Genomic DNA, 26,912 nt, shown 5'->3' on the forward strand with positions numbered 1-26,912 from the left:
GTCCGTGGCTCAGGCGAAGGCGGCGTCGATGGCCGCCAGGTACGCCTTGACCGTCGCGTGGTAGCCGAGCTCCAGCGCGTCGGCGATGAAGGCATGGCCGATCGAGACCTCCTGCACGCCGGGCACCCGGCGCAGGAACTCGGTCAGGTTCTCGCGATTGAGGTCGTGGCCGGCATTCACGCCCAGGCCGGCGTCCAGCGCCGCCTGCGCGGCCCGCGCGAATTGCCCGAGCACCTCCTCCTGGCGCGGCGTGCCGAAGGCGCGGGCATAGCTTTCCGTGTACAGCTCCACGCGGTCGGCGCCGGCCTCGCGCGCGCCGGCCATCAGCTCGGGGCGCGGATCCATGAACAGGCTGGCGCGCACGCCCAGCGACTTCAGTTCGGCGATCACGGGCCGCAGCCGCTCGGTGTCGGCCGGGAAGTCCCAGCCGTGGTCGCTGGTGAACTGGCCTTCGGCGTCGGGCACCAGCGTGCACTGCTGCGGCCGCAGCCGGCGAACGTAGTCCATCAGGTTGTGGAACGGGTTGCCCTCGATGTTGAACTCGGTGCCCGCGTGGTGCTGCACGATCTCGTGCAGCACCATCACGTCCTCGGTGCGGATGTGGCGGCCGTCCGGGCGCGGGTGGACCGTCAGGCCGTGGGCGCCCGCCTGCAGGCAGATCGAGCCGGCCCGGGCGACACTGGGGATGCCGAGGTGGCGCGTGTTGCGCACCAGGGCGACCTTGTTCAGGTTGACCGACAGCGCGGTAGGGCGGGATGTCATAGCAGTTGGAGGTCGATCAGCAACTGGCGCGTGCGCAGCGTGGCGACGCCGCAATGGTAGTGCAGCAGGTGGCGCAGCTGCGGCTTGAGTTCCGGCATGTCCGCCGCGGCGCGCAGGACCGACGTGAACGGGGCGGCATCGTCCAGCGCCCGCTGCAGCGCCAGCCACTGCTCGCCGGCCAGGCTGGCCCGTTCCTGCGGCGCGTCCGCCTGCACGAGGCCACCCTCGGGGGCGAGCGTGTAGCGCGTGTCCGCGGCCAGCGGCCCGAGGGTCGTCGTCTGCGCGTCCAGCGAAGGCAACAGGCCCACCTCGCGCAGCAGCAGCAGTTCGAAGGCGCGCAGGGCCGGCTGCAGCGCCTCGCCGTGCTCGGACGCCAGCACCCGCACCGCCGCGGCATAGGCGTCGAACAGCCGCGGATGCGGATCGTCGCGCGCGAGCAGGCGCAGCAGCAGCTCGTTGAGGTAGTAGCCCGAGAGCAGCGCGTCGCCCGTGGGCATCACCTGCCCGCCCACCCATTCGGCCCCCTTGAGCGTGCGGATCTCGGCGTCGCCGCCGAACGCCACGCGCAGCGGCTGCAGCGGCAGCAGCACGGGACGGAAGTTGGAGCTGGGGCGCTTGGCGCCCTTGGCCACCAGTGCGATGCGCCCGTGGTGGCGCGAGAACACCTCCAGGATGAGGCTGGACTCGCTCCAGTCGTAGCGGTGCAGGACGAACGCCGGTTCGTCGCTGGTCCTACGGGCCATCGTCAGGCCTCCGCCGGGCCGCGCCAGGGAGGCCCGGCCCCCTCGGCGTGCAGCGACCCGCACGCAGCGGGGCAGCGTGCGGGCCCGGCTTCACTCGTAGCCAAAGCTGCGCACCCGGGCCTCGTCGTCGGCCCAGCCCGTGCGCACCTTGACCCACAGTTCCAGGAACACCTTGGCGCCCATCAGCTTCTCGAGCTCCTGGCGCGCCTCGGTGCCGATGCGCTTGAGCCGCTCGCCCTTCTCGCCGATCACCATCGCCTTGTGGCTGTCGCGCTCGACGACGATGGTGGCGGCGATGCGCACGAAGCGCCCGTGCTGGGGGCTGGGCTCCTCGTCGAACTTCTCGATCACCACCGTGGAGGTGTACGGCAGTTCCTCGCCCGTGAGGCGGAACAGCTTCTCGCGCACCGTCTCGCTGGCGAGGAACTTCTCGCTGCGGTCGGTGAGCTCGTCCTCGGCGTACCACCAGGGCTGCTGCGGCAGGTACTTGCCGACGATGCCGAACAGGCGGTCGATGTCCTTGGCGTTCTTGGCCGACATCGGCACGAACTCCGCGAACGCGTGGCGCTGCTGCATGTCGCGCAGCCAGGGCGCGATCTCGGCGCGGCGGTTCACCTGGTCCAGCTTGTTGGCGACCAGCACCGCCGGCACCCCCGGCTTGAGCAGCGACAGCACCTTGGCGTCGCCCAGGGTGAACCGGCCCGCCTCGACCACGAACAGGACCAGGTCGACGTCGCCCACGGCGCCCATCACGGTCTTGTTCAGCGAGCGGTTGAGCGCCGTCGCATGGCGGGTCTGGAACCCGGGCGTGTCCACGAAGATGAACTGGGTGTCGCCCATCGTGCGCACGCCGGTGATGCGGTGGCGCGTGGTCTGGGCCTTGCGCGAGGTGATGCTGATCTTCTGCCCCACCAGCGCGTTGAGCAGCGTCGACTTGCCCACGTTGGGCTTGCCGACGATGGCGATGACGCCGCAGCGCTGCGGCCCGGCGTCGCCGGCTTCGGTGGAGAGTTGGGGGTCCTGCGGAATGTCGGTCACTTGGCGCGCGCCTTGAGGGTGAGCAATGCGGCGGCCGCGGCCGCCTGTTCGCCGGCGCGCCGGGAGGCGCCGATGCCGCGCTCGACCACGCCGAAATCCGGAATCTCGCACTCGACGTCGAACGTCTGCTTGTGCGCGGCGCCCAGGGTCCCGGCGACGCGGTAGACCGGCAGCTTCATGCGGCGCCCCTGCAGCCACTCCTGCAGTTCGGTCTTCGGGTCCTTGGCGGCGGCCTGCATGCTGGGGGTGATCTGCACGTCCTGGTACAGGCGGCGCACCAGAGCTTCCGCCGCGGCATAGCCGGCGTCAAGGTGAACCGCGCCGATGATGGCCTCGAGCGCATCGGCCAGGATGGAGGGCCGCTTGCTGCCGCCCGAGCGCGCCTCGCCCTCGCCCAGCCGCAGCAGCGGCGACAGGCCGAGGCCGACGGCCAGCTGGTGCAGGGTGTCCTGCTTGACCAGGTTGGCCCGCACGCGGGACAGGTCGCCCTCGGGCAGCTCGCTGAGCTGCTCGTAGAGCATGGAGGAGACCGCGAGGTTGAGCACCGAGTCGCCCAGGAACTCCAGGCGCTCGTTGTGCTCGGCCGAGAAGCTGCGGTGCGTCAGGGCCTGCTGCAGCAGGCCGGCACGGGCGAAGCGATGCTGCAGGCGGGCCTGCAGTTGCACCAGGACGGGGGAGTCGCCATTCACGCAGCCTCGCGGGTCATCGCGCCTCGTGGGCGTACTTCAGGAGCAGGTAGGCCGGACCGAACATGTGGATCTCCTTGTTGTAGGCGAACTTGATGATGTTCTTGTCGCCTTCGCGGGTGATCTCGAGGTCCTTGCCGCGGATCGACTTGATGTCGTCGATGTCCGCGCCCCTGTCGAACGCATTGCGGATCTCGGCCGGGCTGGTGCCGCCCTTGGCGCGCTGCACGTTCTTCACGATCGCCTGGTATTCGATCGCCGTGGGCACGGCCTGCGCGACGAGCACGCCGAGGCCGGCCAGCACCGCGATCACGAACACCAGCCCGAAGAACGAGATGCCGGACTGCCGGGCCCTGGAACTGCGCTTCATTGTCTTCCCCTCGCTCCGTGTTGCCAAACCTGTTGTCATTCGAACGGGCCGATCCGCCTCAGGTTGCCGAAGTTCATCCAGATGAGGAACGCCTTGCCGACGATGTTGCGGTCAGGGACGAACCCCCAGTACCGCGAGTCGAGCGAGTTGTCCCGGTTGTCCCCCATCATGAAGTAGTGCCCTGCCGGCACCTTGCAGACGACGCCCTCGACACTGTAGCGGCAATTGTCCTTGGCCGGAAAGTCCTCCACGCCGGGGATGAACGCGGGCCGGTCGTCGTCATTGAGCAGCCGGTGCGGCTTGCCGCCCAGGATCTCGCGGAACTGGCGCGAGTAGCGCATGCCGTCCTCATCGAAGAAGTCCGGCAGCGGCTCCTTCGTCAGCAGCTGTCCGTTGATGGTCAGGCGCTTGTTCAAGTAGGCGACCTCGTCGCCGGGCACGCCCACGACGCGCTTGATGTAGTCCAGGCTCGGCTTGGGCGGGTAGCGGAACACCATCACGTCGCCGCGCTTGGGCGGCGTGCCCTCGGTGAGCTTGGTGTTGATCACCGGCAGGCGGATGCCGTAGGTGAACTTGTTCACCAGGATCAGGTCGCCCACCAGCAGCGTGGGGATCATGGAGCCCGAAGGGATCTTGAACGGCTCGAACAGGAACGATCGCAGCACGAAGACCACCAGGATCACCGGGAACAGGCCGGCGGTCCAGTCCAGCCACCAGGGCTGCATCAGCAGCCTGTTGCGCGCCTGGGAGACGTCGCCGTCGACCTGGGTGATGCCCTGGGCGGCCAGTTGCGCGCGGCGCTGGCCGTCCTGCGCGGCCAGCGCGTCGGCGGCGCGTCGGCGCCGGGGCAGGAAGACCAGCCGCTCGGCCACCCAGTACAGGCCCGTGACGACGGTGGCGAGGAACAGCAGGAGGGCGAAATTGCCTTCGACGATGCCCAGGTACCAGGCCAGGGCGTAGCCGCCGAAGGCCGCGAGGATCGCGGCGGTCAGGATCGGCATGGGCTTAATCCTCGACCTGCAGGATGGCCAGGAACGCCTCCTGGGGCACTTCGACCGAGCCGATCTGCTTCATTCGTTTCTTGCCTGCCTTTTGTTTTTCGAGGAGCTTGCGCTTGCGGGTGATGTCGCCGCCGTAGCATTTTGCCAGCACGTTCTTGCGCAGCGCCTTGATGGTCTCGCGGGCGATGATGTTGGCGCCGATGGCCGCCTGGATCGCCACGTCGAACATCTGGCGGCTGATGATCTCGCGCATCTTGGCCGCCACCGCCCGCCCGCGGTACTGCGCCTGGGTGCGGTGCACGATGATCGACAGGGCGTCGACCTTCTCGCCGTTGAGCAGGATGTCGACCTTCACCACGTCCGAGGCCCGGTACTCCTTGAACTCGTAGTCCATCGAGGCATAGCCGCGGCTCACGGACTTGAGCTTGTCGAAGAAGTCCAGCACGATCTCGCCCAGCGGCAGCTCGTAGGTGAGCATCACCTGCCGGCCGTGGTAGGCCATGTTCAGCTGCACGCCGCGCTTCTGGTTGGCCAGCGTCATCACGGCGCCCACGTACTCCTGCGGCATGTACAGGTGCACCGTCACGATCGGCTCGCGGATCTCCTGGATGCGTCCCTGATCGGGCATCTTGGACGGGTTCTCGACCATCATGACCTCGCCGTCGCCCTTGACCACCTGGTAGACGACGCTGGGCGCGGTGGTGATCAGGTCCTGGTCGAACTCGCGCTCGAGCCGCTCCTGCACGATCTCCATGTGCAGCAGGCCGAGGAAGCCGCAGCGAAAGCCGAAGCCCAGCGCCTGGCTCACCTCCGGCTCGTAGTGCAGCGAGGCGTCGTTGAGCTTGAGCTTGTCGAGCGCGTCGCGCAGGCTGTCGTACTGGTTCGCCTCGGTGGGGTACAGCCCGGCGAAGACCTGCGGCTGGATCTCCTTGAAGCCGGGCAGCGGCTCGGTCGCGCTGCCCGCGTTGTTCGGCAGCTTCTTCTCGAGCGTGACGGTGTCACCGACCTTGGCCGCCTGCAGTTCCTTGATGCCGGCGATGATGTAGCCGACCTCGCCGGCATTCAGCGAATCGCGCGGCTGGTTGGCGGGCGTGAAGACGCCCAGGCTGCCCGCCTCGTAGGCGGCGCCGGTCGCCATCAGCTTGATGCGCTCGCCTTTCTTCAGGCTGCCGTCCACCACGCGCACCAGCATCACGACGCCGACGTAGCTGTCGAACCAGCTGTCGATGATCATCGCCCGCAGCGGGCCGTCGGCCACGCCGCGCGGCGCCGGCACCTTGGCGACGATGGCCTCCAGGATCTCGTCGATGCCCAGGCCCGTCTTCGCCGAGCATGGGATCGCCCCGGACGCGTCGATGCCGATCACATCCTCGATCTCCGACTTCGCGTTCTCGGGATCGGCCTGCGGCAGGTCCATCTTGTTCAGCACCGGCACGACCTCGACGCCGAGGTCGAGCGCGGTGTAGCAGTTGGCCACCGTCTGCGCTTCGACGCCCTGGCTCGCATCGACCACCAGCAGCGCGCCCTCGCAGGCGGACAGCGAGCGGCTCACTTCGTACGAGAAGTCGACGTGGCCGGGCGTGTCGATCAGATTGAGGTTGTAGACCTGTCCGTCGCGCGCCGTGTAGCGCAGTGCGGCGGTCTGCGCCTTGATGGTTATCCCACGCTCCTTTTCGAGATCCATCGAGTCGAGCACTTGCTCTTCCATCTCCCGATCCGACAGTCCGCCGCAACGCTGGATCAGGCGGTCGGCCAGCGTCGATTTGCCGTGATCGATGTGGGCGATGATCGAGAAGTTTCTGATGTGATTCATCAAGGGGAGCGCTTAAGTGATTGATTCAGCAGGCGTGCGGCCAAGAAAAAAGGGCGCGTCAAATGGCGACGCGCCCTGAACCAACAATCTATGGCAACTGCGATAGTTGGAGCTTCATTGTAGGCAAAAAGCCCCGGGCGTCCACCCGCGCCACCGCCCCCAAACCCTCGTTGCAGGTCAGCAACAGGGATTTCGTCCACAGGTTATCAACATGTTGCGCCGGCATGGTGAAGGACAAGTTGTGGGCGATCTGTGGATCAGCAGCCGGGGCGCGACGCGCATCCCGCATCGTGGATTGAAGGTCGTCCGGGTGCAGGAAAAAGTGCTCGGACGGGTTGGATTCTAGCTGCCGGCAAGGGGAAACCCGAAACGGAGGTGAGCACGCGCCAACCCACAAGTTGACTCATCCGTGACCAAAAAATATTTTTGTCGTCCGCGCAACAGGGGATCCCAAGCTCTGGAAAGGCCCCAAACCTGAGTCCGGGGCCGGGGCTTCGGGAGCCGCCGCCGGTCAGCGCGCCGGCCGGATCAGCAGGTAGGTGGCCAGCTCGCCGCGCCGCAGCAGGACCGGGATCGGCTTGCTGCGATCGAGCTTGGCGACGGCCGCCTCGAACTCCCGCAGGCTCCCGATCTCGGTGTTGCCGATGGCCACGATGACGTCCCCTTCCCGGATGCCGGCGCGCGCCGCGGCTTCCGCGGCGGCCTCCACGCGGACACCGCCCTTGATCTTCAGTTCCTTCTTCTGCGCGTCGGTCAGCTCCGCGACCGACAGCCCGAGCGCCTGGGTGGCGGCGCTGCCCTTGGGCCTGGCCTCGCCGCCGGCGCGGGCCACGGGCTTTTGCTCCTCGAACTCGGCGATCTGCACGTTCAGGTCGCGCGAGCCGCCGCGGCGGAAGACCGTGACGGTCGCCCGCGTGCCCGGCTTGGTGTTGCCCACCAGGCGAGGCAGGTCGGTGGCGCGATCGATCGTCTGGCCGTTGAACCTGGTGATGATGTCGCCGGCCTCGACCCCGGCCTTGTCGGCGGGCGAGCCGGACTCGACGCTGCGCACGAGCGCGCCCTGCGGCTTGCCCAGGCCGATGGACTCGGCCACGTCCTTGGTCACCGAGTCGATCTGCACGCCGATGCGCCCGCGCGAGACGCGGCCGGTGCTGCGCAGCTGGTCGGCCACGCGGATCGCCTCGTCCATCGGGATGGCGAACGAGATGCCCATGAAGCCGCCCGAGCGCGAGTAGATCTGGCTGTTGATGCCGACCACCTCGCCGCGCATGTTGATCAGCGGCCCGCCGGAATTGCCCGGGTTGATGGCCACGTCGGTCTGGATGAAGGGCAGGTAGTCGCCGGTGTCGCGCGCCTTGGCGCTCACGATGCCGGCGGTGACGGTGTTCTCCAGGCCGAACGGCGACCCGATGGCCATCACCCACTCGCCCACCTTGAGCTTGCTGACGTCGCCGATCTTCACGAACGGCAGGCCGCTGGCCTCGATCTTCACGACGGCGACGTCGGTGCGCTTGTCGGCGCCGATGATCTTGGCCTTGAACTCCCGCTTGTCGGTCAGGGTGACCATCACCTCGTCGGCGCCGTCGACCACGTGCGCATTGGTCATGACGAAGCCCTCGGGGCTCAGGATGAAGCCCGAGCCGACGCCGCGCGGCTGCTCCTGGTCGGGCGGCATGGGGCGGTTCGGGTTGGGCGTCGGGCCGGGCCGGCGCGGAACGTTGGGCACCGGGGCGGGCACGCCGAAGAAGCGGCGGAAGAACTCCTGCATGTCCTCGTCGATCTGCCCGGCATCCTGCGGCGAGCTGCGCACGCGCTCGAGGGTGCGGATGTTGACGACGGCCGGGCCGACCTGCTCCACCAGGTCGGTGAAGTCGGGCAGCGAACGGGGCTGCGGCGCCGACTGCGCCAGGGCGGGCAGCGGCTGCACGAGCGCCGCCATGCCGCAGGAAGCGAGCGCGGCGGCGACGGCGAGCGAACGCAGGGAAGAGCGGTCGATGAGGGACATGCGGGCCTCTTGGATCAGGGAGTGGAAATGGCTGAACCTCAGAGCGCCGCGCGCGGCCGAGGTTCCACGCGCGGCGGCCGGCCGCCCGGGCGGGGGATCACTTGCGCCGCTCAAGGCTCTGCGCGAAGGCCTTGAGCGTCTGCGGCGGAACCTCGCCCACCGCGGTGAGCCACCAGTCGTCCATGCGGCGCGTGAGTGTCTGGGTCGCCCCGGCCGCGAACAGGCCCTCCTGGGCGTGGCGCTGGCGGTCGTAGGGCTCGACGAACAGCGACACCGAGGCAAGCCCGTCCGAGAAGATCCACTGGATGCCGCTGGCCGCGGCCCCGGCGGGAAGCGGGCGCTTGTAGCAGTTGAGCGGCTTGAACCCCGCGACCGGCGCGCGCAGCGCCCAGCCTTCGGCCGCCGCGGTCGTCTTGACCGCCTCGGCCCGCTCGATGCGCCAGCCGGCGGGCGGCTGCATCATCTGCGCGAGCTTGTCGGCCCGCACCGGCGAGTCGAGCTGCAGTTCGGAGAAGGCGGCCTGCTCGAGCACGTTGCCGTCGGCGTCCAGCGTCTGCAGCTTGATGACCAGCCCCGAGCGCCGCTCGCTCCAGACCCGGTAGCCGAAACGCAGGGCGTCCCTGGGCGCCAGCTGGACCACGTCGGCGTCGAAGCCGGCGACCCGCTCCATGCCGAGCCGGCGCGCGGTGTAGAAGTCCGGCAGCGCGCTATCCGTGGACTTGAGCAGGTTGGGGAACAGCCCGAGCGAATCGCGCCGCTCGGCGCGCACCACGCGGTGCTCGGGCAGGAAGGTGAGGACCTCGTCGTTGCGCCGGAAGGTCGAACGCGGCGCGCCGGTCAGGACCTCGACCCGCTCGACCTGCTGGGCGGCGTCGCCCGCATGCCAGATCCGGGCGCTGGACATCGAGCCGGTGCTGGACGAGACGACGAAGGTGCCGACATAGCTGCGGATGCGCGAGGCTTCCTGCATGCGCATGAGCCACTCGTTGACCCCGCGGTCGGAGCCGGCCCGGGAGGCCGAGGCCGGTTGCGCACCCGCGAAGGCGGCGGCCCCGGCGGCGATCACCGCGCAAAGCCAACGGCCCGCGGAGGAACGGAACGGCACCGGGAGCGCTGTCATGCCTAGCGGGCGGGGCCCTCGAAGGTGGCGTTGCGCAGGAAGCCGGCGGGCATCTGCAGGGCGGAGGCGCCGCCGAGCTGGCGGTGCGCCGCCAGCAGCTCATCGAGCCGGGCGTCGCGGATCATCACGCCCGCTTCGCCGCGGGCGAACACCGGTGCCGGCGCGCTGGCCGGGGCCGGCGTGGCCAGGGCCAGGGCGGGCTGCCCGGCCGGAGCGATCGCCGAGGTGCCGAGCACCGACCAGCCGACGGCGGCAACGGCGGCAACCGACGCCACCCCGGCCACCATCTTCCAGCGCAGCGAGCCGTCATTGGCGGCCGAACCCGTCGCCCACTCTGCCCGCACCACCTCGGCCTCGACGGCGGCCGGGCGCGGGCACTGCTCCTGCGCCAGCCGGACGCTCAGGCGGTCGAGGAAGGCGGCCCCGGGCACCGCCTGCGCGGCCTCGCCCGAGCGCAGCACGTCGCCGATCACGTGGTAGGCGTGCCAGGTGGCCAGCGCCTCGCGGCGCGCGCACACGGCCTGCACGGTGCGCGCGAACGCCTCGCCCTGCAGCTGCCCGTCCGCCAGCGCGGAGATCATCTCGTTGTCTTGCATCCTGTCGTCCATCGCATCACCTCGCGGGCTGTTCACCAGCGCTTGCCCGACTGGTTCTCCAGCAGGGGCTTGACCTTCGCCGAAATGGCTTCGCGGGCGCGGAAGATCCGCGACCGCACCGTGCCGATGGGGCAATTCATCACTTCCGCGATCTCTTCGTAGCTCAACCCTTCGATCTCGCGCAGCGTGACCGCCTGCCGCAATTCCTCGGGCAGGGCTTCCATGGCCGAGTTCACGGTGGCGGCGATCTCCTTGGCGGCGAGCACCGTTTCCGGCGTTTCGGCGCTGGTTAGTTCGTTCTCCACGGAGGAAGTTTCATCCTCGTCGTCGCCCCCCCGCAGGGCCGATTCCGAGACCAGCGGGTCGCGCTTGAGGTCGCCCAGGGCCTTCTTGGCGGTGTTGACGGCGATCCGGTACAGCCATGTGTAGAACTGCGCTTCGCCCCGGAACTGCCCCAGGGCGCGGTACGCGCGGATGAAGGTCTCCTGCGCGATGTCCTCCACCAGGTCCACGTCCCGCACCATCCGGCCGATCAGGCGCTCGATGCGCCGCTGGTACTTCAGCACCAGCAGCTCGTAGGCCCGCTGGTCGCCTGCCACCGTCCGCGCGACCAGCATCTGGTCGGAGTCCTGGGCGGACGGCGCGGGAGCGGGGGGCGGGGTCTTGGTCATGGTGTGGCCGATGGCGGCGGCTCGGCCCCGGACGGCGCGTCGGCATCGGGCCGGGAATATACCGCACGGCGCAGTGCATCCCAGCGGGCGGGGAAGCGGCGTTCCTCGATCCACAGCCAGCGCACCGCGCCTTCGCCGCACCAGCGCGCCAGCAGGACCCGCTGCAGGTCGAGCACCGCGGCCACGCGGCCATCCTGCGCCGGGGGCTGCCCCTGCCCCGGCCCTTGCTGCACCAGCGACCAGCGCGCGCCGTCCCAGTCGAGCCGGCCGGCGGGGTGGCGCCACCAGCCGAGTGCGGCGGCCAGGCCGGCACCGAGCACGGCCGCGACGGCCAGCGCCGCGCGCCAACCGCTGGCGCCCGAGGCGAGCCAGGCGAGGCACGCGACCGCTCCGGCCGCCCAGAGCGAGGCGAGGATGGCGGCGCCCCAGAAAGAACGCCCCACCGGGTAACTCACCGATGGGGCGCCATGCATGGTCGCGGGAACGGAGCTCAGATCCGCTTGAACACCAGCGTGCCGTTGGTGCCGCCGAAGCCGAAGTTGTTCTTCACCGCGACGTCGATCTTCATGTCACGCGCCGTGTTGGCGCAGTAGTCCAGGTCGCACTCGGGATCCTGGTTGAAGATGTTGATGGTCGGCGGGCTCTTCTGCTCGTGGATGGCCTTGACCGTGAACACCGACTCGATGCCGCCGGCGCCGCCCAAAAGGTGGCCGGTCATCGACTTGGTGGAGTTGACGACGATCTTCCTGGCGTGCTCGCCCAGGGCCGCCTTGACGGCATTCGTCTCGTTCAGGTCGCCCAGCGGCGTCGACGTGCCGTGCGCGTTGAGGTAGTCGACCTGGTCGGCGTTGATGCCGGCGTTGCGCAGCGCGCCGACCATGGCCCGGCGCGGACCGTCGATGTCCGGCGCGGTCATGTGGAAGGCGTCGCCGCTCATGGCGAAGCCCGCCAGCTCGGCATAGATCTTCGCCCCGCGCGCCTTGGCATGCTCGTACTCCTCGAGCACCAGCACGCCGCCGCCCTCGCCCAGCACGAAGCCGTCGCGGTCCTTGTCCCAGGGGCGCGAGGCCGTCCTGGGATCGTCGTTGCGGGTGGACAGCGCCCGGGCCGCGGCGAAACCGCCCACGCCCAGGGGCGACACGGTGGCCTCGGCGCCGCCCGCGACCATGACGTCGGCGTCGCCGCCCTCGATCAGGCGGGCCGACAGGCCGATGGCATGCAGGCCGGTGGTGCACGCGGTCACCACCGCGATGTTGGGGCCCTTGAAGCGGTACTTGATCGACACGTGGCCCGAGATCATGTTGATGATCGAGGCCGGCACGAAGAACGGCGAGATGCGGCGCGGGCCGCGCGTGGTGAGCTCGGTGTGCGTCTGCTCGATCATCGGCAGCCCGCCGATGCCGGAGCCGATGTTCACCCCGATGCGGGTGGCCAGCTCGTCGCCCAGCGCATCGCCCGTGGGCAGGCCGCTGTCGGCGATCGCCTGCGCGGCCGCGGCCATCCCGAGGTGGATGAACCGGTCCATGTGCCGGGCTTCCTTCTCGGGGATGTAGTCGGCGATGTTGAAGCCCTTGACCTCACCCGCGAACCTGCAGGCCAGGTTGGTCGCGTCGAAGTGCGTGATCTGGTCGATGCCGCTGCGGCCGGCGAGCAGGTTGGACCACGACTCGGCGACGGTGTTGCCGACCGGGCTGACACAGCCCAGGCCGGTGACGACGACTCGGCGGCGCGACGACATGGGGAATTCAGGCCTTCTGGTTCGCGTTGGCGTAGTCGATGGCGTTCTGCACCGTCGTGATCTTCTCCGCGTCCTCGTCGGGGATCTCGATGCCGAACTCGTCTTCCAGCGCCATCACCAGCTCCACCGTGTCGAGCGAGTCCGCGCCCAGGTCGGCAACGAACGCCTTGTCGTTGGTGACCTGCGACTCTTCCACGCCGAGTTGCTCGGCGATGATCTTCTTGACACGTGCTTCGATATCGCTCATGGGTTCCCTCAGAGGGTTTGTGAATGAATCCGCGATTTTAGCGTCCGGGGGCCCTCCCGCCCCGGGGGGCGGCGCCGCGGCGCAGCAGGGGCGTTCCGGCGCCTCACGCCATGTACATGCCGCCGTTGACGTGCAGTTCCTGGCCGGTGACGTAGCCGGCCTCGGGCGAGGCCAGGTACGCGACGGCATGGGCCACGTCCGACGGGCGGCCCAACTGGCCCAGCGGGATCTGCGCCAGCAGCGCCTTCTGCTGCTCTTCGGGCAGCGCGGCGGTCATGTCGGTCTCGATGAAGCCCGGGGCCACGCAGTTGACGGTGATGCCGCGGCTGCCCAGCTCGCGCGCCAGCGCGCGCGACATGCCGGCGACGCCGGCCTTGGCGGCCGCGTAGTTGGCCTGGCCCGGGTTGCCGGAGGCGCCCACCACCGAGGTGATGTTGACGATGCGGCCATAGCGCTGCTTCATCATGGTGCGCATCACGGCCCGGCTGAGCCGGAAGACCGCCTTCAGGTTGGTGTCCAGCACCGCGTCCCAGTCCTCGTCCTTGAGCCGCATGGCGAGCATGTCGCGCGTGATGCCGGCGTTGTTGACGAGGATCTGCAGGCCGCCGTGCTGCTTGACGATGCCGTCGATGGTGGCGTCCACGGCCGCGGCGTCGTTGACGTCCAGGCAGACGCCCCGGCCGCCGTGCGCGGCGAGCGCCTCGCCCACCTTGGCGGCGCCGGACTCGGTGGTGGCCGTGCCGACCACGACCACGCCGCGCTGCGCCAGTTCCTGCGCGATGGCGGCACCGATGCCGCGCGAGGCGCCGGTCACCAGCGCGACCTGGCCCTTCAGTTGTCCGCTCATGCCAGCATCTCCTTGGTCTCGGCCAGCGTCGCCGGGTCGTACACGGCCGACGCCTGCAGCGCGGGGTCGATGCGCTTGCAAAGCCCCTGCAGCACCTTGCCGGGGCCGCACTCGACCACGGCCGCGACGCCGCGCGCCTGGATGGCGCGCACGCAGTCGACCCAGCGCACCGGCCCGAAGGCTTGCTCGTACAGGGCCGCGCGGATGCGGTCCGGGTCGGTCTCGGCCTTGGCCTCGATGTTGTTGACCACGGCAATGCGCGGGGCCGCGACCGCGGTGGCCGCCAGGCGCTCGCGCAGGCGGTCGGCCGCCGGCTTCATCAGGCTCGAGTGGAACGGCGCCGACACGGGCAGCAGCAGCGCGCGCTTGGCGCCGCTGGCCTTGAGCACCTCGCAGGCCTTGTCGACCGCGGCCTTGCTGCCCGCGATCACGGTCTGGGCCGGATCGTTGAAGTTCACGGCCTCCACCACCTCGTCGGTGTTGGCGCCGAAGCTGCGCTGCGCCTCGGCGCAGCCCTCGATCACTTTCTGCGCGTCCATGCCGAGCACGGCCGCCATGGCGCCCGCGCCGACGGGAACGGCGTCCTGCATCGCCTGCGCGCGAAAGCGCACCAGCGGCGCGGCGTCCTTCAGCGCCAGGGCACCGGCGGCGACGAGCGCGGTGTACTCGCCCAGCGAATGGCCGGCGACGACCGCGGGCGCATCGCCGCCTTCGGCCAGCCAGGCGCGATAGGCGGCGACGCCTGCGACCAGCATCACCGGCTGCGTGTTGGTGGTCAGGGCCAGGGCCTCCTTGGGCCCCTCGTGGATCAGGCGGCCGATGTCCTCGCCGAGCGCCTCGGAGGCTTCGGCCAGCGTGGAAGTCACGGCAGGATGGTCGCCCCAGGCGTCGAGCATGCCGACGGCCTGCGAGCCCTGCCCCGGAAAGACGAAGGCAAACGGTTTCATCGTGGGTCTGGTGTGATCGGGTGGAGGGCGCGCGAGCGCCGGGGTGCTAGAAGTCCAGCAGCACCGCGCCCCAGGTGAAGCCGCCGCCGACGCCCTCGAGCATCAGCGTGTCGCCCTTCTTGACCTGGCCGCCGCGCACGGCGGCGTCGAGCGCGAGCGGGATCGATGCGGCCGACGTGTTGCCGTGCTGGTCCACCGTGACGACGAGCTTGTCCAGCGGCAGCTTCAGCTTCTTGGCCGTGCCCTGCATGATGCGGATGTTGGCCTGGTGCGGGATGAGCCAGTCGATGTCGGCCTCGGTGCGGCCGGCCTTCTCCAGCGTCTTGCGCGCCGCGCTCTCGAGCACGCCGATGGCGAGCTTGAAGACGGCCTGGCCATCCATCTTGAGCAGCGGGTCGCCCAGGACCTTGCCGCCGGCGACGGTGCCGGGCACGCACAGGATGCCCACGTGCTTGCCGTCCGCGTGCAGGTCGCTGGCCAGGATGCCCGGGGTGTCCGAGGCCTCCAGCACCACGGCGCCGGCGCCGTCGCCGAACAGCACGCAGGTCGTGCGGTCGTTGAAGTCCAGGATGCGCGAGAACACCTCGGCGCCGACGACCAGCGCCTTGCTGGCCGAGCCGGTGCGGATCATCGCGTCGGCGACGGTCAGCGCGTAGACGAAGCCGCTGCACACCGCCTGCACGTCGAACGCCGCGCAGCCCGCGATGCCGAGCTTGTTCTGCAGGATGCAGGCACTGGACGGGAACACCATGTCGGGGGTCGACGTGGCGACCACGATCAGGTCGATCTCGGACGCGTCGCGGCCGGCCGCCTCGAGCGCGTGGCGCGAGGCGTGCAGGGCGAGGTCGCTGGTGGTGACGTCCGGCGCGGCGAAGTGGCGCGCGCGGATGCCCGTGCGTTCCACGATCCACTCGTCGGAGGTCTCGACGCCGCGCTGCGCCAGTTCGGCCGCGAGGTCGTCGTTGGTCACACGGCGCGGCGGCAGGAAGCTGCCCGTGCCGGTGATGCGCGAATATCGGGTCATTCGGAAGCGATCGCCTCCAGCGGCTGGGAGTCGCCGGCGGCGCCGACCAGCAGGGGCCTGGCGTGGGCGATGCGGGCCTGGACGCGATCGAGCAAGTTGTTCCGGGCCGCATCATACGCGCGCACCAGCGCCTGGCTGAACGCGAAGTCGTCCGCCGAGCCATGGCTCTTGAACACGAGTCCCCGCAAGCCGAGCAGCGCGGCGCCGTTGTAGCGGCGGTAGTCGACGCGGTCCTTGAAGGCCTTGAGCACCGGCGCGGCCAGCAGCGCCGCGAGCTTGGTGAACACGCTGCGCGAGAACTCCTCGCGCAGGAAGCCGCCGATCATGCTGGCCAGGCCTTCGCTGGTCTTGAGCGCCACGTTGCCCACGAAGCCGTCGCACACCACGATGTCCGTGGTGCCCTTGAAGATGTCGTTGCCCTCGACATTGCCGTGGAAGTTCAGGTCGCCGGCGGCGGCGGCCGAGCGCAGCAGCTCGCCCGCGCGCTTGATCACCTCGTTGCCCTTAATGATCTCCTCGCCGATGTTCAGCAGGCCGACCGTGGGCTGGTCCTGGTTCTTGAGCGCCGACACCAGCGCCGAGCCCATCACGGCGAACTGCAGCAGGTGGTGCTCGGTGCAGTCGACGTTGGCGCCCAGGTCGAGCACGGTCGTGGCGCCGCCCTTCGCGTTGGGCATCGGGTAGGCGATGGCCGGGCGGTCGATGCCGTCCACCGTCTTGAGCAGGTAGCGGGCCAGCGCCATCAGCGCCCCGGTGTTGCCCGCCGACACGGCCGCCTGCGCGTGGCCGTCCTTGACCTGCCGGATCGCCACCCGCATGGAGGAATCCTTCTTGCGCCGCAGGGCCGTCTCCACCGAGTCGTCCATCGCCACCACCTCGGTGGCGGCCACGATGCTGGCGCGCGGGTGCTGGAAGCCCTGGAGCGCCTCGGGCGCCCCCACGAGCAGCAGCCGCGCGTCCGGATGCGCGTCGAGAAACCGGCGGCAGGCCGGCAGCGTCACCCGGGGGCCGTGGTCGCCCCCCATGCAATCCACCGCGAGAGTCGTCATGCCGTCACTGTAGAGCGTTTCCCATCAGCCCCAGCCGCGGGAAGCACGCGGCCAGAAAAAAAGCCCGAGCTGCGGACGGCAGCGCCGGGCCTCTTGCCGATGCGATCGGAATCTCAGGCGTCGTTCTTGGTCTTGAGCACCTTGCGGCCACGGTAGAACCCGTTCGGGCTGATGTGGTGGCGCAGGTGGGTTTCGCCGGTGGTCGGTTCCACGGCGATGCCGGGCACCGTCAGGGCGTTGTGCGAACGGTGCATGCCCCGCTTGGAGGGGGACTTCTTGTTTTGCTGAACGGCCATGTCGGGCTCCTGGACGGATCTTGCGCTGCGCGAGATCGGCGCAGGGCGGTGTTGACGATGTTGGTGGGAAACCGCGCGCCCGGCACGGGTCCGGCGGCGCGAAGCCCTCCATTATAGGGCATCCGCGAAGGCCGCTCCAGCCGGCTCAGCCGGACCGGGTCTTGATCGCCTTCAGGGCCGCGAACGGGTTCTCCGGCTCGGCGGCTTCCTCGAAGTCCGGGTCGGCCGCCGACAGCTGGACGGCCGTGGGACACACGGCGTGGCGCGGCACGACCGGCACTTCCATCAGCAGCTCGTCCTCGATGAGCCCCGGCAGGTCGAACGCCCGGCTCATGGCCAGCAGGTCTTCCTCGGCCTCGTCGTCCTCGGCCGCGGCCGTCGCCTCGTCGGCCACGAAGCGGAACGAGCGGTCGACGTCCAGCAGCACGTCCACCGGCTCGAGGCAACGCTGGCACGTCATGGGCAGGGTCGCCTGGGCCTGCAGGTGCAGCCAGACTTGCGGCCGCACATGGGCCGCATTGAGCACCTCGCCGTGCGCGGACCAGGTGACCTCGCGGCCTTCGACGGATCCCTTGGCCTCGGCCGCGAGCCGCGGGAACTGGCCCACCGGCGCCTGCCCGGCCAGCTCGGCCGCATCCTCGGCGAACGCCCGGACGTCGAGCCGCTGCGCGCTGAACTGCCTCTTCATGCGAGGCAGTGTAAGAGAATCGCCCGATGCCGCGCACGCTCATCCTGGGCTCCACCTCCCCGTACCGACGCGAACTGCTGGGCCGCCTGCGGCTGGATTTCCGCGTCGAATCCCCGCATGTCGACGAGACGCCCCTGCCAGGCGAGGCGCCGGCCGCGCTGGCGGCGCGCCTGGCGCTCGCCAAGGCCCGTGCCGTGGCCGAACGGCACCCGGACTGCATCGTGATCGGCTCCGACCAAGTCGCCGACCTCGGCGGCGAACCACTGGGCAAGCCGGGCGACCATGCGCGCGCCACGGACCAGCTGCGACGCATGCGCGGGCGCACCGTGGTGTTCCAGACCGCCGTGGCCGTCGTGTGCCGGGACAGCGGCTTCGAGCAGCAGGACCTCGCGCCCGTGCGCGTGGACTTTCGGGAGCTCACCGACGCCGAGATCGAGTCCTACCTGCGCGCCGAGCAGCCGTACGACTGCGCGGGCAGCGCCCGCAGCGAAGGGCTGGGCATCGCCCTGCTGGAAGCGATCCACAGCGACGACCCCACCGCGCTGGTGGGCCTGCCCCTGATCCGGACCTGCCGCCTGCTACGCGCGGCCGGGCTGCGGATGCCCTGATGGCCGGCACGCTGTACCTGGTGCCGGCACCGCTGGACTTCGGCTGCGCCGAACAGGCACCGCTGTCGCAGGTGATGCCCGAGGCCACGCTGCAGGTCGCCGCCCGGCTGGGGCACTGGATCGCGGAAAACGCCAAGTCGACGCGGGCCTATCTCAAGCGGGTGCACGAGAGCCACCCGCTGGCGCAGCCGCTGCAGGCCCTCTCGATCACGGAACTGCCGCGCGAGGTGCACAAGAAGGGCGACCACGCCGGCGGGTTCGATGCGCGCCCGCTGCTGGCCGCCGCGCGCGACGGCCACGACATCGGACTGGTCAGCGAGGCTGGCATGCCGGCGATCGCGGACCCCGGTTCGTCGGTGGTGCGCGCGGCGCACGACCTGGGCCTGGCCGTCGTCCCGCTCGTCGGGCCTGTGTCGCTGGTGCTGGCGCTGGCGGCGAGCGGGCTGAACGGGCAGAACTTCGCCTTCGTCGGCTACCTGCCGCAGCAGCCCGGCCCGCGCCTGCAGCGGGTGCGCGAGCTGGAGGCGCTGGCGGTGCGCACGGGCCAGACGCAGATGTTCATCGAGACGCCCTACCGCAACCCGGCCCTCTGGCAGGCCCTGCTGGAGGCCCTGCGGCCGGACACGCGGGTCGCCGTGGCGAGCGCGATGACGCTGCCGCAGGCGCGCGTCGACAGCCGCAAGGTGGCCGACTGGAAGAAGACGGCCGCGCCGGTGACGGCCGACGTGCCGGCCGTGTTCCTGCTCGGCGCCGGCCTCTAGCGGATCGCCGGCAGCACGCGGAAGGCGCGCACGGCGCCCTCGCCCATCGCGGCGCCGAACTTCTTGGCCAGCCGCTCGGCGACGTTCTCGCGCCGCGTGTAGTCGACCAGTTCCTCGGCCTTGACCACTTCGCGCGCCACGAAGTCGAGGTTGGCGAGCTGGTCCGCCAGGCCCATGTCGACCGCCTGCTGGCCGGTCCAGAACAGGCCGGTGAACAGCTCGGGCGTGTCCTTGAGCCGCTTGCCGCGGCCGGCCTTGACCGCATCGATGAACTGCCGGTGGATCTGGTCCAGCATGGCCTGCGCATGCACGCGCTGCCGGTCGGTCTGCGGGCTGAACGGATCGAGGAAGCCCTTGTTCTCGCCGGCGGTCATGAGCCGGCGCTCGACGCCCAGCTTCTCCATCAGCCCGACGAAGCCGAAGCCGTCCATCAGCACGCCGATGCTGCCGACGATGCTGGCCTTGTCGACGAAGATGCGATCGGAGGCCGCGGCGATGTAGTACGCGGCGGATGCGCACGACTCCTCGACAACCGTGTAGACGGGCTTGTTGTACTTGGCGCGCAGGCGCCGGATCTCGTCGTTGATGATGCCGGCCTGCACCGGGCTGCCGCCCGGCGAGTTGATCAGCAGCACGATGCCCTTGGCGCCGTCGTCCTCGAAGGCCGCGCGCATGGCCGCGACCACGAATTCGGCGCTGGCGTCGGCGCCGTCGGCGATCTCGCCCTTGATCTCGATGACGGCCGTGTGCGGCAGCGACTTGTCGGTCTTGGCCGAAGGCCCGCCGCGGTACAGCGCGGCCCACGCGAGGAAGACGAAGAAGGCGAGCCAGGCCAGGCTCTTGAAGGTCTTCCAGCGCCGCGCGGCCCTCTGCTCGGCGAGCGTGGCGAACACCAGGCGCTCCATCGTGTCGCGCTCCCAGCCCGCGCGGTGTTCGGCGGCAGGTGGGGTGTCGCGGGGGGCCGGCGCGGAGCCGGGAAGAAGCGGGTCGCTCATGTCAGAAGGCCACGGGTTGCAAGTTCCAGTCAGTATGCCAGTGCACCACTCCGTCGCGCTCGGACAGGGCGATCTTCACCAGCCCGCCGCGGCACGGTCCGCCCGCGCACGCGCCGGTGTCGGGCCGGTAGACGGCCCCGTGCGTGGCGCACAGCAACCAGCGGCCGGTGTCGTCGAAGAACCGGTTGGGTTGCCAGTCCATCTCCATCGCCACGTGCGCGCACCGGTTGAGGTAGGCATGCGGCCGCCCTTCCCAGCGGACCGCGAACGCGCGGCAGGTCGCCCCGCCATAGACCACGTCGAACGGGACGGCGATGCCGCCCTCCTCGAGGTCCTTGCTGTGGCACAGGGCGATCGCTTCCATCGCGCGGCTCACGCGTGCGCCAGCAGCCAGTCGTGCAGCTCGCGCACGGAGTGCACGACCTGCAGCGGGCCGTGCTCGTGGAAGGCATGCGGCTCGTGCGCGCCATAGCTCACGCCGATGCTCGGGCAGCCGGCGTTGCGCGCCATCTCCAGGTCGTGCGTGGTGTCGCCGATCATCAGCGTGCGCTGCGGCTCGGTGCCGAACTCGCGCATCAGCTCGTGCAGCATGCGCGGGTGCGGCTTGCCGGCCGTCTCGTCGGCGGTGCGCGAGCCGTCGAACACGCCGTGCAGTTCCTCGGTGCGCAGCACTTCGTCCAGGCCGCGGCGCGACTTGCCCGTCGCCACCGCGAGCCAGTGGTGCCGCGCCTTCAGGTCGTGCAGCAGCGCCAGCACGCCGTCGAACAGGCTCAGGTCGTCCTGGTGCTGCAGGTAATGGAACCGGTAGCGCGCGCCCAGCTCCTGGTATTTCTCCGGCGGGACGTCCGGCGCGGCGCGCGCGAGCGCCTGGCCCAGGCTCATGCCGATCACGTACGCGGCGGCCTGCTCGGTCGGCATCCGGCCGCCCACGTCCACCACCGCGCTCTGGATGCAGCGCACGATCACCTTGGTGGAGTCGTACAGCGTGCCGTCCCAGTCGAAGGCGATCAGGTCAAACTGGCGCGGACGGGGGCTGGGCATGGCGATCGGCGAACTGCTGGAGGTCGGTGGGGAGCGGGGCCTGCAGCGTCACGGTCTCGCCGGACGCGGGGTGCAGGAACTGTAAACGCCACGCATGCAGGAACATGCGCTTGAGGCCCTCCCGCTGCAGGGACTTGTTCAGCTCGAAGTCGCCGTACTTGTCGTCGCCGGCGATGGGGTGGCCCTGCGACGCCAGGTGCACGCGGATCTGGTGCGTGCGCCCGGTCTTGATCGTGACTTCGAGCAGCGTGTAATCGCCCAGCCGGCGCGCGACCTTCACCAGGGTGATGGAGCGCATGCCGTCCGGGTCGTCCTTGGCGACGACCTTCACGCGCCGCTCGCCGGCCGCCTCGTCGGCGCCGCCGACCAGGTACTTGTGCAGCGGCAGGTCGATCACCTTCTTGTTGGCGGGCCAGGCGCCCACCACCAGGGCCAGGTAGGTCTTGCCGGTCTCGCGCTCGCGGAACTGGTCCTGCAGCCGGGTCAGCGCCGAGCGGCGCTTGGCCACCAGCAGCACGCCCGAGGTCTCGCGGTCGAGCCGGTGCACCAGTTCCAGGAAGCGGGCGTCGGGCCGGGCCTGCCGCAGCTGCTCGATCACGCCGAAGCTCACGCCGCTGCCGCCGTGCACGGCCACGCCGGCGGGCTTGTCGATCGCGAGCAGGTGGTCGTCCTCCAGCAGGACGGGAAACTCGCGCGCCGGGGCGGGCCGCGCGCTGGGGTCGGTCACCCGCTCGGGCAGCCGCACCGGCGGCACCCGCACCAGGTCGCCCGCGCCCAGCCGCGTGTCGGCCGCCGCGCGGCCCTTGTTCACGCGCACCTCGCCGCTGCGGATGATGCGGTAGACGTGCGTCTTCGGCACGCCCTTGAGCTCGCGCAGCAGGAAGTTGTCCAGGCGCTGGCCGGCGAATTCCTCTGCGACCTCGACGGTCTTGACCGCCCCCTGGGTGCCGGCGGCCGCGGCCCCTATAATGCGTTTCACTGGCGTGAGGCCGTAAGTGTTTGATTTGGCAGGATTTTAGGCCCGCCGCTCGAACAGGCCACGCCGGCAGGTCGATGCCGACGGCGTCCCAGCCCGTCCGCGAGCCCGAAGGAGGCCGCGATGGCGGGTCCGGACGCCCAAGCCGACGCTTGTCGAAACCCGAACGGAATACAAGGCCGCCAGCTCGGCGCTGGCGGCGGATCAAAGCGAGACTCTCCCGTGCTGATGGCGCTTCTCCTGGCCTGCTGGCGGTGGCTGATGCCCACCGCCATCGGCTTCGGGCCGCCCCGGCATTCCGCGCGTGCCCCGCAGGATGCAGTTCCCCCTGCGGCCTGGCGCCCCGGCCCCCGCCTCGCCCTCATCCACGCGCCACCCCACCGCCTGCTGACATAGCCCGCCCGGGCTGCAGCGGCGTCCCTGCGCGCCTTCCGTTCTTCGTTTCCGCCAGCGTCCGCACGGCATCGTGGACCCGTCCGCGGGTCGTATGAACGTGAGAACAAGAAGGTGACGCAATGAAGCGGATGCTGATCAATGCCACGCAGGCCGAAGAGCGCCGGCTGGCCATCGTCGACGGGCAGAAGCTCCTCGACTACGAAATCGAGATCGAAGGGCGCGAGCAGCGCAAGGGCAACATCTACAAGGCCGTCGTCACGCGCGTCGAGCCCAGCCTGGAGGCCTGCTTCGTCGACTACGGCGAGGACCGCCACGGCTTCCTGCCGTTCAAGGAGATCTCCAAGCAGTACTTCGCCCCGGGCGTGTCGGCCTCCCAGGCCCGCATCAACGAGGCCATCCGCGAAGGCCAGGAGCTCCTGGTCCAGGTGGAGAAGGAAGAGCGCGGCAACAAGGGCGCGGCGCTGACCACGTTCATCTCGCTGGCCGGCCGCTACGTCGTGCTGATGCCCAACAACCCGCGCGGCGGCGGCGTCAGCCGGCGCATCGAGGGCGACGACCGCGCCGAGCTCAAGGAGGCGATGGACCAGCTGGAGTACCCCAACGGCATGTCCATCATCGCGCGCACGGCCGGCATCGGCCGCTCCGCGCCCGAGCTGCAGTGGGACCTGAACTACCTGCTGAAGCTGTGGAACGCGATCGACGGCGCCGCCAAGGGCGGCAAGGGCGCGTTCCTGATCTACCAGGAGTCGTCGCTGGTCATCCGCTGCATCCGCGACTACTTCAACCAGGACATCGGCGACATCCTGATCGACACGGACGAGATCTACGATCAGGCCCAGCAGTTCATGTCGCACGTCATGCCCGAGCATGCGGCGCGCGTGAAGCGCTACCGCGACGACGCGCCGCTGTTCTCGCGCTTCCAGATCGAGCACCAGATCGAGTCGGCCTATGCCCGCGAGGTGAAGCTGCCCTCGGGCGGCGTGATCGTGATCGACCACACCGAGGCGCTGGTGTCCATCGACGTCAACTCGGCGCGCGCCATCAAGGGCGGCGACATCGAGGAGACCGCCACCCGCACCAACCTGGAAGCCGCCGACGAGGTGGCGCGCCAGATGCGCCTGCGCGACCTGGGCGGCCTGATCGTCATCGACTTCATCGACATGGAGGAGTCGAAGAACCGCCGCGAGGTCGAGAACCGCCTGCGCGACGCGCTGCGCCAGGACCGCGCCCGCGTGCAGTTCGGCACGATCAGCAAGTTCGGCCTGATGGAGATGAGCCGCCAGCGCCTGCGCCCGGCCCTGTCCGAAGGCGCGTCGATCCCCTGCCCGCGTTGCGGCGGCCACGGCCACATCCGCGACACCGAGAGCTCGGCGCTGCAGATCCTGCGGATCATCCAGGAAGAGTCGATGAAGGACAGCACGGCCGCGGTGCACGTGCAGGTCCCGGTGGAAGTCGCTTCGTTCCTGCTGAACGAGAAGCGCACCGAGATCACCAAGATCGAGCTGAAGCAGCGCATCAACGTGATCCTGGTCCCCAACAAGGGCCTGGACACGCCGCACTACAAGCTCGAGCGCCTGAAGCACGACGATCCGCGCCTGGACAACCTCAAGGCCAGCTACCACATGGCCGAGGAAGTCGAGGAGCAGACCGAGGTCACCCGCCGTTCGCAGGAACGCGCCAACCGCCAGGAGCCGGTGATCAAGGGCGTGCTGCCCGACATGCCGGCGCCGGTGGCCCCGCCCAAGCCCGAGAAGGTGGCCGAGCCCGCGCCGCGCGCCGCGGCACCTGCGCCGACGCCCGCCCCGGCGCCCGCGCCCGCGCCCGAGCCGTCGTTCGTCGCCTGGTTCAAGAACCTGTTCGGCCTCGCACCGACCGCCGCGCCGGCACCCGCCGCCGCTGCGGCCACCGCGGCCACGCCGGCCAAGGCGGAGGAGCGGCGCGAAGGCCGTGGCGAGCGCGGCGAAGGCCGCCGTGGCGGCCGGGGTCGCGACCGCAATCGCGGCGAAGGCCGTGGCCGCGACGACAACCGCGGGCGTGACGGCGAACAGCGGCGCGATCGCGCCGCCGCCGGCGAGGCCGCGGACACGCAGCGAGAGGAAGGCCGGCGCGAGCGGCCCCAGCAGCGCGGCGACAACCGCGAGCCGCGTGAACAGCGCGAGGGCCGTGGCGAGCGCCAGGGCCAGGGCCAACGCGAGCGCAGGGACGAGCGCCGTGGCGAAGAGCCGCAGCGCGTCGAAGGCGTGCAGGCCGGTGCCGAGGCGGGTCAGCCGCGCGGCGAGCGCCCGCCGCGCGGTGAGCGCGCAGAACGCGCAGAACGCGGTGAGCGCGGTGAGCGCGGTGAACGTGCCGAGCGTGGCGATCGCGCCGACCGGGGCGAAGGCCGCGGTGAACAGGGCGAAGGCCGCCGCGAGCGCGGCGAGCGTCGCCCGCGCGAGCAGGCCCCGCAGGGCGTGAGCGAAGCCGCCGTGGTCGAGGGCCAGGCCGAGCCGCAACTCGCGGCCGGCGCCGGTGCCCTGGACGTGGCGCCGCCGGAGTCGGGCGAAGGCGCACCGGCCGGCGAAGGCCGCCGGGAAGGCCGCCGCTCGCGTGACCGCTACGGCCGCGATCGCCGCGACCGTTCCGGCCGCGACGAAGCCGCCGCCGGTGCCGAAGGCGCGCCGGTCGAGGCTGCGGCCGAAGCCGCCGCGGAGCCGGCCGAGCGCCGTCCGCGCTACGCCACGGGCTTCGTGAGCGACGACACCGTGACCGCGAGCAACGAGGGCGCGCCCGCGCCCGTGCCGGCTCCCGCGCCGGTGGTCGCGCCGATCGCCGTGCAGGCGCCCGCGGCCAAGGGCCTGCCCAAGGTGCAGGCGTACGAACTGCCGGTCGACAGCCTGGCGCAGATCGCCAACGGCTCGGGCCTGCAGTGGGTCAACTCGGATGCCGGCAAGATCGCGGCCGTGCAGGCGGCCATCGCGGCCGAGCCCAAGCCGGTGCGCGTGCCGCGCGAGCGTCCGCCGCTGGTGGTGCCCGACGAGGGCCCGCTGGTGCTGGTCGAAACGCGCCGCGACCTGCGCGACCTGAAGCTGCCGTTCGAGCAGGGCGCGACCGGCGCACCGCTGCAGTGACGTGAGACGGCGCGGGAGCCCTGCTCCCGCGATTCAGGCAAGAAAAAGGGGAGCCAGCGCTCCCCTTTTTCTTTGGCCGACGGCCTGTGTGCGGCGCCGCCCTCTTCCGATCCGCCCGCCGCTTCAGTCCTGCGCCGCCTGGCGCCAGGCCGCCGCGGCGGCTTCCTGGTCGCCGCGCTGCTCGGCCAGCTGGGCCAGCGCCCGGCAGGCGTCGCGGTGCAGCCGCGCATCCTGCAGCCCCTGCGCCGCCTGCCGCAAGAGCTGCTGCGCCTTGCCCCACAGCTGGCGCTTCATGCACGCCATGCCGGCCAGGTACTGCAGCGTCATGTCGCGCGGATTGGCCCGCTGCGCCGCCTCGATGCGCGCCAGCCAGGCAGCGTCGATCGAATCCAGGCCCTGCTCGAACGCGTGCACCAGCTTGATCTTGAGGCTGTCGGACAGCTGCGGCTGGCGCTCCCATGCCGGCAGCAGCCAGTCGCGCGCGAGCTGCGCGTCGCCGCCCAGGGCGACGAGCCGCTGCGCGGCGTGGATGGCCAGCTCCGGCATCGCGCGTTCGGCGGGCTCGAGCGTGGACCAGGCCTTCTGCAGCTGCGCGGGATCGTGCGCCCCGTTGAGCAGGTCGATCGCCAGCCCGCGCACCAGGCTCTGCGCCGCCTCGGACGAGAAGGCGCGGTGCTTGGCCAGCAGCCGCGCCGTCTCGAGCGCCTCGGCGGTGTGCCGCGCCAGGCGTGCCGCCCGCAGCTTCATGCGCAGGGCCAGCGTGCGCCGGCCCGCGCCCGTCGGCAGGTCCTGCAGCCAGCCGATGGCGGCCTGCGGCTCGCGGTCCTCGAGCGACCAGCGGGCGGCGCGCATCAGCGCGCCTTCATGCGTTTCCTGGCCCTCGCGCGCCCCGGCCTGCTCGAGGGCGAGCTTCAGGTGGTCCTCGCGGGCCGGGCGGTCCTGCAATGCCTGGGCGCTCTCGGCGGCCAGCAGGTGGGCCAGCATGCGCAGCTGCGTGCCGTTGGCGGGGCCGGCGCCGCTGGCGGCCAGCGACGCCTCCTGCACGAGCGCCGCCTCGGCCGACTTGCGGGCCCGGATGTAGCGGCCGGCCAGCAGGTGCGACAGCGCGTCCAGCAGCAGCGCGTGCATGCCGCGCTCCTTCTGCTGGTTGCGCCAGCGCAGCGCCTGCCGCGGCAGGTCGAACAGCGCCGACAGCGCCCGCAACGCGCTGTGCAGCAGCAGGAAGGCCGCCACCAGCAGCAGCAGCACGAGGTTGAGCGACAGGTCGACGCGGTACGGCGGCCAGAACACCGTCACCGTCCCCTGGTTGTTGCCGGCGAACAGGGCGACGGCGACGGCGATCCCGAACAGGGCCAGCAGCCAGAGGGCGGCACGCATTCCGGCGGTC

The 26,912-nt window shown here is 70.6% G+C and carries 28 protein-coding genes; 3 read left to right on the top strand and 25 right to left on the bottom strand.

Annotation, left to right across the window (positions count from 1 at the left end; translation table 11 throughout):
* Positions 1-9 precede the first annotated feature (9 nt).
* From AC3ANR_RS16155 to AC3ANR_RS16250, 20 genes are all read right to left on the bottom strand, one after another.
* Entirely contained in the window at positions 10-762 is a 753-nt protein-coding gene (locus AC3ANR_RS16155; RefSeq protein WP_488289129.1) for a pyridoxine 5'-phosphate synthase, read from the bottom strand.
* Positions 759-1,511, bottom strand: a complete 753-nt coding sequence (gene recO, locus AC3ANR_RS16160; RefSeq protein ID WP_488291830.1) for a DNA repair protein RecO — start codon at positions 1,509-1,511, stop codon at positions 759-761. Before recO ends, AC3ANR_RS16155 begins: the two co-directional genes overlap by 4 nt.
* A gap of 84 nt (positions 1,512-1,595) precedes the next feature.
* Positions 1,596-2,543 (bottom strand): GTPase Era, encoded by a 948-nt coding sequence (era, locus tag AC3ANR_RS16165; RefSeq protein WP_488289130.1) that lies wholly within the window; start codon positions 2,541-2,543, stop codon positions 1,596-1,598.
* Positions 2,540-3,232 carry a ribonuclease III gene (gene rnc, locus AC3ANR_RS16170; RefSeq protein ID WP_488289131.1) on the bottom strand — a complete coding sequence of 231 codons (693 nt, stop codon included), beginning with the start codon at positions 3,230-3,232 and terminating at the stop codon, positions 2,540-2,542. Before rnc ends, era begins: the two co-directional genes overlap by 4 nt.
* A 13-nt stretch (positions 3,233-3,245) precedes the next feature.
* Positions 3,246-3,599, bottom strand: a complete 354-nt coding sequence (locus tag AC3ANR_RS16175; RefSeq protein WP_488289132.1) for a DUF4845 domain-containing protein — start codon at positions 3,597-3,599, stop codon at positions 3,246-3,248.
* 35 nt (positions 3,600-3,634) lie between these two features.
* Positions 3,635-4,600, bottom strand: a complete 966-nt coding sequence (gene lepB, locus AC3ANR_RS16180) for a signal peptidase I (protein ID WP_488289133.1) — start codon at positions 4,598-4,600, stop codon at positions 3,635-3,637.
* A 4-nt stretch (positions 4,601-4,604) separates the two neighbouring features.
* The gene (gene lepA / locus AC3ANR_RS16185; protein ID WP_488289134.1) at positions 4,605-6,413 is read right to left on the bottom strand and encodes a translation elongation factor 4; all 1,809 of its coding nucleotides are present in this window, start codon (positions 6,411-6,413) and stop codon (positions 4,605-4,607) included.
* A gap of 511 nt (positions 6,414-6,924) precedes the next feature.
* Positions 6,925-8,418 carry a DegQ family serine endoprotease gene (locus tag AC3ANR_RS16190; RefSeq protein ID WP_488289135.1) on the bottom strand — a complete coding sequence of 498 codons (1,494 nt, stop codon included), beginning with the start codon at positions 8,416-8,418 and terminating at the stop codon, positions 6,925-6,927.
* A gap of 97 nt (positions 8,419-8,515) precedes the next feature.
* A complete protein-coding gene (locus AC3ANR_RS16195) occupies positions 8,516-9,394 on the bottom strand; it encodes a MucB/RseB C-terminal domain-containing protein (protein WP_488289136.1) in 879 nt (292 codons plus the stop codon).
* 146 nt (positions 9,395-9,540) lie between these two features.
* Positions 9,541-10,146 carry a sigma-E factor negative regulatory protein gene (locus AC3ANR_RS16200; RefSeq protein WP_488289137.1) on the bottom strand — a complete coding sequence of 202 codons (606 nt, stop codon included), beginning with the start codon at positions 10,144-10,146 and terminating at the stop codon, positions 9,541-9,543.
* Between the two features lie 20 nt (positions 10,147-10,166).
* Positions 10,167-10,805: an RNA polymerase sigma factor RpoE gene (rpoE, locus tag AC3ANR_RS16205; protein WP_488289138.1), complete on the bottom strand. Its 639-nt coding sequence runs from the start codon at positions 10,803-10,805 to the stop codon at positions 10,167-10,169.
* Positions 10,802-11,248 carry a hypothetical protein gene (locus tag AC3ANR_RS16210; protein WP_488289139.1) on the bottom strand — a complete coding sequence of 149 codons (447 nt, stop codon included), beginning with the start codon at positions 11,246-11,248 and terminating at the stop codon, positions 10,802-10,804. The genes rpoE and AC3ANR_RS16210 overlap by 4 nt, the downstream gene beginning before the upstream one ends.
* Positions 11,249-11,295: 47 nt before the next feature.
* Entirely contained in the window at positions 11,296-12,543 is a 1,248-nt protein-coding gene (gene fabF / locus AC3ANR_RS16215; protein WP_488289140.1) for a beta-ketoacyl-ACP synthase II, read from the bottom strand.
* A gap of 7 nt (positions 12,544-12,550) precedes the next feature.
* Positions 12,551-12,790 (bottom strand): acyl carrier protein, encoded by a 240-nt coding sequence (gene acpP / locus AC3ANR_RS16220; protein WP_458540819.1) that lies wholly within the window; start codon positions 12,788-12,790, stop codon positions 12,551-12,553.
* A 103-nt stretch (positions 12,791-12,893) separates the two neighbouring features.
* On the bottom strand, positions 12,894-13,637 hold the full coding sequence (gene fabG / locus AC3ANR_RS16225) for a 3-oxoacyl-ACP reductase FabG (protein WP_488289141.1): 744 nt from the start codon (positions 13,635-13,637) through the stop codon (positions 12,894-12,896).
* Positions 13,634-14,584 carry an ACP S-malonyltransferase gene (gene fabD, locus AC3ANR_RS16230; RefSeq protein ID WP_488289142.1) on the bottom strand — a complete coding sequence of 317 codons (951 nt, stop codon included), beginning with the start codon at positions 14,582-14,584 and terminating at the stop codon, positions 13,634-13,636. Before fabD ends, fabG begins: the two co-directional genes overlap by 4 nt.
* A 46-nt stretch (positions 14,585-14,630) precedes the next feature.
* Positions 14,631-15,608, bottom strand: a complete 978-nt coding sequence (locus AC3ANR_RS16235; protein ID WP_488289143.1) for a beta-ketoacyl-ACP synthase III — start codon at positions 15,606-15,608, stop codon at positions 14,631-14,633.
* Complete coding sequence (plsX, locus tag AC3ANR_RS16240; protein WP_488289144.1) at positions 15,605-16,657, bottom strand: phosphate acyltransferase PlsX; 1,053 nt, start codon at positions 16,655-16,657, stop codon at positions 15,605-15,607. The genes AC3ANR_RS16235 and plsX overlap by 4 nt, the downstream gene beginning before the upstream one ends.
* A gap of 113 nt (positions 16,658-16,770) precedes the next feature.
* Positions 16,771-16,953 (bottom strand): 50S ribosomal protein L32, encoded by a 183-nt coding sequence (gene rpmF / locus AC3ANR_RS16245; RefSeq protein WP_135249669.1) that lies wholly within the window; start codon positions 16,951-16,953, stop codon positions 16,771-16,773.
* A gap of 145 nt (positions 16,954-17,098) precedes the next feature.
* The gene (locus tag AC3ANR_RS16250) at positions 17,099-17,641 is read right to left on the bottom strand and encodes a YceD family protein (protein ID WP_488289145.1); all 543 of its coding nucleotides are present in this window, start codon (positions 17,639-17,641) and stop codon (positions 17,099-17,101) included.
* A gap of 26 nt (positions 17,642-17,667) precedes the next feature.
* Here AC3ANR_RS16250 and AC3ANR_RS16255 point away from each other — a divergent pair, with 26 nt between their 5' ends.
* Positions 17,668-18,249 carry a Maf family nucleotide pyrophosphatase gene (locus AC3ANR_RS16255; protein ID WP_488289146.1) on the top strand — a complete coding sequence of 194 codons (582 nt, stop codon included), beginning with the start codon at positions 17,668-17,670 and terminating at the stop codon, positions 18,247-18,249.
* Positions 18,249-19,010, top strand: coding sequence for an SAM-dependent methyltransferase (locus AC3ANR_RS16260; protein ID WP_488289147.1), 762 nt, complete (start codon positions 18,249-18,251; stop codon positions 19,008-19,010). The genes AC3ANR_RS16255 and AC3ANR_RS16260 overlap by 1 nt, the downstream gene beginning before the upstream one ends.
* On the opposite strand, the gene AC3ANR_RS16265 is transcribed toward AC3ANR_RS16260, so the two are convergent.
* From AC3ANR_RS16265 to AC3ANR_RS16280, 4 genes are read right to left on the bottom strand one after another with little or no spacing between them, the layout of a single operon-like run.
* Positions 19,007-20,005 carry a S49 family peptidase gene (locus AC3ANR_RS16265; RefSeq protein ID WP_488289148.1) on the bottom strand — a complete coding sequence of 333 codons (999 nt, stop codon included), beginning with the start codon at positions 20,003-20,005 and terminating at the stop codon, positions 19,007-19,009. The genes AC3ANR_RS16260 and AC3ANR_RS16265 overlap by 4 nt on opposite strands.
* A 1-nt stretch (position 20,006) precedes the next feature.
* The gene (locus AC3ANR_RS16270) at positions 20,007-20,369 is read right to left on the bottom strand and encodes a Rieske (2Fe-2S) protein (protein WP_488289149.1); all 363 of its coding nucleotides are present in this window, start codon (positions 20,367-20,369) and stop codon (positions 20,007-20,009) included.
* Positions 20,370-20,377: 8 nt separating this feature from the next.
* The gene (locus AC3ANR_RS16275) at positions 20,378-21,046 is read right to left on the bottom strand and encodes an HAD family hydrolase (RefSeq protein ID WP_488289150.1); all 669 of its coding nucleotides are present in this window, start codon (positions 21,044-21,046) and stop codon (positions 20,378-20,380) included.
* A complete protein-coding gene (locus AC3ANR_RS16280) occupies positions 21,018-22,025 on the bottom strand; it encodes an RluA family pseudouridine synthase (protein WP_488289151.1) in 1,008 nt (335 codons plus the stop codon). The genes AC3ANR_RS16275 and AC3ANR_RS16280 overlap by 29 nt, the downstream gene beginning before the upstream one ends.
* Before the next feature lie 512 nt (positions 22,026-22,537).
* Here AC3ANR_RS16280 and AC3ANR_RS16285 point away from each other — a divergent pair.
* The gene (locus tag AC3ANR_RS16285; protein ID WP_488289152.1) at positions 22,538-25,525 is read left to right on the top strand and encodes an Rne/Rng family ribonuclease; all 2,988 of its coding nucleotides are present in this window, start codon (positions 22,538-22,540) and stop codon (positions 25,523-25,525) included.
* Between the two features lie 123 nt (positions 25,526-25,648).
* Here AC3ANR_RS16285 and AC3ANR_RS16290 read toward each other — a convergent pair whose 3' ends face one another.
* A complete protein-coding gene (locus AC3ANR_RS16290) occupies positions 25,649-26,902 on the bottom strand; it encodes a heme biosynthesis HemY N-terminal domain-containing protein (RefSeq protein ID WP_488289153.1) in 1,254 nt (417 codons plus the stop codon).
* Positions 26,903-26,912: the final 10 nt, after the last annotated feature.

This window comes from Ramlibacter sp. JJN2-2R (genome assembly GCF_057747835.1).

Coding starts and splice junctions, on each gene's coding strand:
- AC3ANR_RS16155 (WP_488289129.1), bottom strand. CDS start 762: ATGACATCCCGCCCTACCGCGCTGTCGGTCAACCTGAACAAGGTCGCC.
- AC3ANR_RS16175 (WP_488289132.1), bottom strand. CDS start 3,599: ATGAAGCGCAGTTCCAGGGCCCGGCAGTCCGGCATCTCGTTCTTCGGG.
- lepB (WP_488289133.1), bottom strand. CDS start 4,600: ATGCCGATCCTGACCGCCGCGATCCTCGCGGCCTTCGGCGGCTACGCC.
- lepA (WP_488289134.1), bottom strand. CDS start 6,413: ATGAATCACATCAGAAACTTCTCGATCATCGCCCACATCGATCACGGC.
- AC3ANR_RS16190 (WP_488289135.1), bottom strand. CDS start 8,418: ATGTCCCTCATCGACCGCTCTTCCCTGCGTTCGCTCGCCGTCGCCGCC.
- AC3ANR_RS16195 (WP_488289136.1), bottom strand. CDS start 9,394: ATGCGCATGCAGGAAGCCTCGCGCATCCGCAGCTATGTCGGCACCTTC.
- AC3ANR_RS16200 (WP_488289137.1), bottom strand. CDS start 10,146: ATGGACGACAGGATGCAAGACAACGAGATGATCTCCGCGCTGGCGGAC.
- rpoE (WP_488289138.1), bottom strand. CDS start 10,805: ATGACCAAGACCCCGCCCCCCGCTCCCGCGCCGTCCGCCCAGGACTCC.
- fabF (WP_488289140.1), bottom strand. CDS start 12,543: ATGTCGTCGCGCCGCCGAGTCGTCGTCACCGGCCTGGGCTGTGTCAGC.
- acpP (WP_458540819.1), bottom strand. CDS start 12,790: ATGAGCGATATCGAAGCACGTGTCAAGAAGATCATCGCCGAGCAACTC.
- fabG (WP_488289141.1), bottom strand. CDS start 13,637: ATGAGCGGACAACTGAAGGGCCAGGTCGCGCTGGTGACCGGCGCCTCG.
- fabD (WP_488289142.1), bottom strand. CDS start 14,584: ATGAAACCGTTTGCCTTCGTCTTTCCGGGGCAGGGCTCGCAGGCCGTC.
- AC3ANR_RS16235 (WP_488289143.1), bottom strand. CDS start 15,608: ATGACCCGATATTCGCGCATCACCGGCACGGGCAGCTTCCTGCCGCCG.
- plsX (WP_488289144.1), bottom strand. CDS start 16,657: ATGACGACTCTCGCGGTGGATTGCATGGGGGGCGACCACGGCCCCCGG.
- rpmF (WP_135249669.1), bottom strand. CDS start 16,953: ATGGCCGTTCAGCAAAACAAGAAGTCCCCCTCCAAGCGGGGCATGCAC.
- AC3ANR_RS16250 (WP_488289145.1), bottom strand. CDS start 17,641: ATGAAGAGGCAGTTCAGCGCGCAGCGGCTCGACGTCCGGGCGTTCGCC.
- AC3ANR_RS16255 (WP_488289146.1), top strand. CDS start 17,668: ATGCCGCGCACGCTCATCCTGGGCTCCACCTCCCCGTACCGACGCGAA.
- AC3ANR_RS16260 (WP_488289147.1), top strand. CDS start 18,249: ATGGCCGGCACGCTGTACCTGGTGCCGGCACCGCTGGACTTCGGCTGC.
- AC3ANR_RS16265 (WP_488289148.1), bottom strand. CDS start 20,005: ATGAGCGACCCGCTTCTTCCCGGCTCCGCGCCGGCCCCCCGCGACACC.
- AC3ANR_RS16270 (WP_488289149.1), bottom strand. CDS start 20,369: ATGGAAGCGATCGCCCTGTGCCACAGCAAGGACCTCGAGGAGGGCGGC.
- AC3ANR_RS16275 (WP_488289150.1), bottom strand. CDS start 21,046: ATGCCCAGCCCCCGTCCGCGCCAGTTTGACCTGATCGCCTTCGACTGG.
- AC3ANR_RS16285 (WP_488289152.1), top strand. CDS start 22,538: ATGAAGCGGATGCTGATCAATGCCACGCAGGCCGAAGAGCGCCGGCTG.
- AC3ANR_RS16290 (WP_488289153.1), bottom strand. CDS start 26,902: ATGCGTGCCGCCCTCTGGCTGCTGGCCCTGTTCGGGATCGCCGTCGCC.